This is a genomic window from Rhizobacter sp. P2_H2, from assembly GCF_056403375.1.
The window spans coordinates 1-5,558 of the sequence record NZ_JBFUFP010000296.1; the positions used below are offsets into that span (position 1 = coordinate 1).

A 5,558-nucleotide genomic window follows, 5' to 3' on the forward strand; every position below is an offset into this window, starting at 1 on the left:
GTGGTGTGGTGGTCGTGGTGTGGTGGTCGTTCGCCGCCGCGTTCAGCTTCATGGTGGCGCTGGTGCTGGCGGCCAACCTGTTCGCCGACGGCGTGCGCGATGCCTTCGATCCGCGTGCGCGCATCTTCCGTCCGCGCCGCAACCCGCTGGGCCGCCTGGCCMGCGTGGACCGTACCACCCGCTGAGCCGCTGCGAACACATCTGCCATGCTGCAAGTCCATGATCTGAAGGTGGCGCTCGACGCCGAAGCAGGCCTCGTGAAGGCCATCGACGGGCTGCGCCTGACCATCGCGCGCGGCGAGACCTTCGCGCTGGTCGGCGAGTCCGGTTGCGGCAAGAGCATGACGGCGCTCGCGCTGATGCGCCTGCTGCCCGACAACGGCCGCGTCACGCAGGGCACGCTGAACGTCGAGGGCGAAGAGGTGTTCGCGCTGCCGGAGTCGCGCATGCGCAGCGTGCGCGGCGGCAAGATCGGCATGATCTTCCAGGAGCCGTCGACCAGCCTGAACCCGGTCAAGCGCGTCGGCGAGCAGATCGTCGAGGCGATCGAGGCCCACACCGAGCTGCGCGGCGCCGCGGCCCGCGCGAAGGCCATCGAGTGGCTGGGCAAGGTCGGCATCCCCGAGCCCGAGCGCCGCATCGACGAGTACCCGTTCCGCCTGAGCGGTGGCCAGAAGCAGCGCGTGATGATCGCGATGACGCTGGCTGCCGAGCCCGATTTCCTGATCGCCGACGAGCCGACCTCTGCGCTCGACGTGACGATCCAGGCGCAGATCCTCGACCTGCTGAAGCGCCTGCAGAGCGAGCAGGGCATGGGCCTGCTGCTGATCACGCACGACCTCGCGGTGGTGGCCGGCATGGCGCACCGCGTCGCGCTGATGTACGCCGGGCAGATCATCGAGGAGGCGACGAGCGACGAGTTCTTCCGTTCGCCGAAGCACCCGTACGCGAAGCTGCTGCTGCGCGCGCTGCCCGATGCCGACAAGCGCGGCGGCCGCCTCGCGGCGATCCCCGGCACCGTGCCGCCGCTGTGGCAGGAGTTCACCGGCTGCCGCTTCGCGCCGCGCTGCGACCGCGTGATGCCCGAGTGCCACACGACGATCCCCGAGCTGATCGACCTCGGCACGCGGCGCAACGTGCGCTGCATCCTGTACCGTGATGGTGCGATGCCGGTGGATGCCGCCCCGATCCAGGGCGACGCGATCGCCGCGGTGCCGGAAAGCCGCGCCACCAGTGGCGTGGACCAGCCAGTGCTGCTGGATGTGAAGCAGCTGTCGGTCCGCTTCGCGATCCGCAAGGGCTTGCTGCAGCGCGCCCAGGGGCACTTCAACGCGGTCGACGGCATCTCGTTCGCGATCCGTCCCGGCGAGACGCTGGCGCTGGTCGGCGAATCCGGCTGCGGCAAGACGACCACCGGCAAGGCCATCGTGCAGCTGCTGCGCCACCAGGCGGTGATCGAGGGCCAGGCGATCTTCCAGGGTCAGGATCTCTTCTCGCTGCAAGGCGATGCGTTGCGTGATGCGCGGCGTGCGGTGCAGATCATCTTCCAGGACCCGTTCGCATCGCTGAACCCGCGCATGCGGGTGTTCGACGTGCTCGAAGAAGGCCTGCTCGCGTTGCGCCCCGAGCTCGACCTCGGCGCGCGGCGCGAGCTGCTCGAGAAGCTGGTCGACCAGGTCGGCCTGCGGCGCGATGCGTTGCAGCGCTACCCGCATGAATTCTCCGGCGGCCAGCGCCAGCGCATCGCGATCGCGCGTGCACTGGCCGTCAACCCGAAGCTGATCGTCTGCGACGAGCCGACCTCGGCGCTCGATGTGTCGGTGCAGGCGCAGATCCTCAACCTGCTGCGCGAGCTGCAGCGCGAACTCGGTGTGTCGTACCTCTTCATCACGCACAACATCGGCGTCGTCGAGTACATCGCCGACCACGTGGCGGTGATGCAGAAGGGGCGCATCGAGGAATCGGGCACCACCGAATCGGTGCTGGGCTCACCGCAATCGAGCTACACGCGCACCTTGCTTGCGGCGGTGCCCCGAATCAGGGCCGAACTGAGCGCCTGATTCATCGCCGCCATGCATCGATGGCAGCGTGCCATCGATGGGCGAACCACCCGCTTTCAGCGGGCGCGGCACCGCTTTGCTCGTCCATTTTCGAGGGCTGTTGCACAGGGCCAACGACTGAGTTGTTTCAGGTTAGGGGAGGGTGCCCAGGTGCGCGTCGAAGTGTGTCATCGAGTGATCGATCGCCATCGGCGATACCGGCCGCAAACCCGCATGAATGCTGGGTTTCCCGACATCGACACACATGCGCCGTGAGCCTGTATCACACCGGCACCTGCGCGCCTTCTGAAGCGATCAAGGAATACCCTAAACGGTCGCTATTTCCCTTCAGTGACAATTCTTTTACATGTCTTTGCGGACAGGTCATGGCAGGTTCATGAAGCCGGCACATGACTTGCTGTGAGAGTGGGTTTATCGATCAACCTTTTCAGTGTTTTAGGAGATCACATGTTTAGAAGAACGAAGGTCTGCACCGGCCTGATGTTGGCGTTCGGCGGCAGCCTCGCGCTCGGCTCATTGCCCGCTCTCGCACAGCAGCAGATGGACAAGGTCGAGATCACCGGATCGGCGATCAAGCGCATCGACGCTGAAACGGCGCTGCCGGTGACGGTCATCACCCGCGAGGAGATCGCGCGCAGTGGTGCAGCCAACATGGAGCAGCTGGTCCAGAAGATGGCGTCGACCAACACCGCCGGCGCGAGCCGCGGTTCGGACCTGGCCGGCCTCGCGAGCTATGGCACGTCCAGCGTTTCGCTGCGTGGCCTGGGCGACAGCCGCACGCTGGTGCTGTTGAACGGCCGCCGCCTCGCGGTGTTCGCCTCTGACGGCGGTGCCGTCAACATCAACGCGATTCCGCTGGCCGCCATCGAGCGTGTCGAAATCCTGCGTGACGGCGCCTCGGCCGTGTACGGCAGCGATGCGGTCGCCGGCGTGATCAACTTCATCCTGAAACAGGACTACAACGGCCTTGAGATCGGTGGCGAATCCGGCCGTCCGACCAAGTCGGGCGGCGGCAAGACGAACCGCGCGAACATCCTGTTCGGCCACGGCGACCTGGTCCAGGACAAGTACAACTTCATGCTGGGGTTGGACGTCGAGAAGACCACGACCCTCTACGCGATTGACCGCGACTTCTCGAAGTCGGGTAACCGCTATCCGTATTTCCAGAACGGCGCTACGCCGAGCGGCCGGATCGAGGGCAACTACGACCCGAACCTGTCGCTGGACGACAACAAGACCCCGGGCACCAACGGCGGTCTGAACATCTCGGGCTCGGGCTACGGCAACCCGTACGCCGACCTGGGGCAGTGCGCCGACATCCGCATGTTCGCGGTGACCTCGGCGACCGCCAAGTACAAGAACTGCAATTACGACTCGGCGGCGGACGTCGGCTTGTTCCCCGAAACCAAGCGCACCAATGTCTTCGGCACGTTCAAGCTCGCGCTGACGCCTGAGCACACGCTCTACGGCGAAGCCATGTTCGCGAAGAATGTCGTGACCGAGGCCTATCAGCCCGCTCCGGCGCGTTCCGCGTTCTTCGAGACCGACAACCTGTTCTTCAAGAACGCGAACCCGGCGCTGAACACGCCGGCTGCGTTGCTGGTCTACCCAGGGACTCCGGCCTACGGCATCATCCAGAAGTACGTCACCGACAACGCTACCGCGCATCCCGAGCTGGGCGCCCTCATCAGCAGCGGCCTGCCGGTCGCCGTCTCGTGGCGCGCGTTCGCTGCCGGGCTGCGCACCGAGGAAGACACGCTGAAGCAATCGCGCTTCCTCACGGGCCTGAAGGGCTCGCTGGGCAGCTGGGACTACGACGTCGCGGCGATGTACAACCAGAGCAAGACCGAAGGCAGGCTGACCGACGGCTACTTCTCGCAGGTCGGGGTGGCCGGCATCATCAATTCGCCCACCTCGGGCTGGAATCCGTGGGCCCTCAATGGCCAACAGGATGCGGCTCTGACCTCGGCGATCCAGGGCGCCAACTACGTGGGTCCGACGCTGACCGGCAAGTCGACGCAGGCCTCCATCGATGCCACGGGCTCGACGACGCTGACGCAACTGGCCGGCGGCCCGATGCAGCTCGCCGTGGGTGCATCGTTCCGCCGCGAGACCTACAAGATCGACGTGCCACCGATCCTGGGCGAAGGCGACATCGCCGGCCTGGGTGGTGCGACGCCGAACGAGGATGAGGTTCGCAAGGCAGCTGCGCTGTACACCGAACTGAACATGCCCATCCGCAAGGACCTCGAGGTGAACGCCTCGGGTCGCTGGGACAAGTACAGCGTCGTCGGTACGACGACCAACGGCAAGCTGTCGACGCGCTACACCCCGGCGAAGGAACTGCTGCTGCGCGGCGCCATCGGTACCGGCTTCCGCGCTCCGACGCTGCCTGAGCTGTACAAGCCGATGACCGTCGGTGTCAGCGAGCAGTTCGTCGATCCGCTGCATCCGGGCGACGGCCAGATCCAGGCGAATGCCATGAATGGCGGCAACCCGAACCTGAAGCCTGAGAAGTCGAAGCAGTTGTCGCTGGGCTTCGTGGTCTCGCCGACCAAGAACTATTCGTTCGGCGTCGACTACTTCCTGATCAAGATCGACGACTACATCATCTCGCCGGCGGCCCTCGCGCTGGTCAATGGTGTGCGTGCCGGCACGCCGCTGTACGGCCCGGATGACGCGACGTTCAATGCGGACGGCACGGTCGACACCGTCGACCAACGGCTGCACAACGCTGCGTCGGCCCTGCTGCGCGGCTTCGACGTCASCGGCAACTGGAACGACACGTTCTCGTTCGGCAAGGTCTCGGTCGACCTGACCGGTACCTACATGCAGACCTTCGACCTGAAGACGCTGGCCGGCACGCAGCACAGCGTCGGCACGATCATCCAGGACGACGGATCTCCGCTCGACGTTGCCAGCACCGGCGTGGTGGCGCGCTGGAAGCACAACCTGAGCGCGACCTGGGCGACGGGCGCCTGGGCGACGACGCTGGCGCAGAACTACTACTCCGGCTATCGCGATGCCAACGACCTGGAGGGCAACGAGCACCGGGTTCCGGGCACGTCGACCTACGACGCGCAGATCGCGTTCACCGGGGTCAAGAACCTGAAGGTCGCGCTTGGTGCGAAGAACCTGTTCGACAAGGATCCGCCGCTGTTCATCGGCAACGGTTCGTCGTTCCAGTACGGCTTCGATCCGACGATGAGCGACCCGCGCGGCCGTTTCATCTACGTCAACGCGACCTACCGCTTCTTCTGACGCAGACCGCAAGCAGGTAGGCTGACACCGCTCAGGCTGCACTGCCATGCCCGCTGGCCACAAGCCGGCGGGCATTTTTGTTAACCTCGAACGTTTGCGTTTTCCACACTGGAGATCCCAGCGTATGGACTTTTCCAAGCGACAACGCGATCCCCGGCGTCACATCGTCGGGATCGGGTTTGTCATTTTGTTTCACGCGGCGATCGTGTATGCGTTGCTGACGGGGCTGGCCAAGAA

The 5,558-nt window shown here is 65.4% G+C and carries 3 protein-coding genes and 1 pseudogene; all 4 read left to right on the top strand.

What is annotated here, in order from left to right:
* Positions 1-185 (top strand): hypothetical protein (locus AC1D15_RS16205; RefSeq protein WP_477826770.1); only part of this gene is annotated, 185 nt, incomplete at its 5' end.
* Positions 186-206: 21 nt separating this feature from the next.
* Positions 207-2,060 (top strand): ABC transporter ATP-binding protein, encoded by a 1,854-nt coding sequence (locus AC1D15_RS16210; RefSeq protein ID WP_477826771.1) that lies wholly within the window; start codon positions 207-209, stop codon positions 2,058-2,060.
* A 447-nt stretch (positions 2,061-2,507) separates the two neighbouring features.
* A complete protein-coding gene (locus AC1D15_RS16215) occupies positions 2,508-5,321 on the top strand; it encodes a TonB-dependent receptor (protein WP_477826772.1) in 2,814 nt (937 codons plus the stop codon).
* A 46-nt stretch (positions 5,322-5,367) separates the two neighbouring features.
* Positions 5,368-5,558 (top strand): annotated as a pseudogene (locus tag AC1D15_RS16220) (hypothetical protein); the annotation flags it as partial.

Excerpts from the sequence above, each read along its gene's own strand:
- AC1D15_RS16210 (WP_477826771.1), top strand. The coding sequence starts at position 207 with ATGCTGCAAGTCCATGATCTGAAGGTGGCGCTCGACGCCGAAGCAGGC.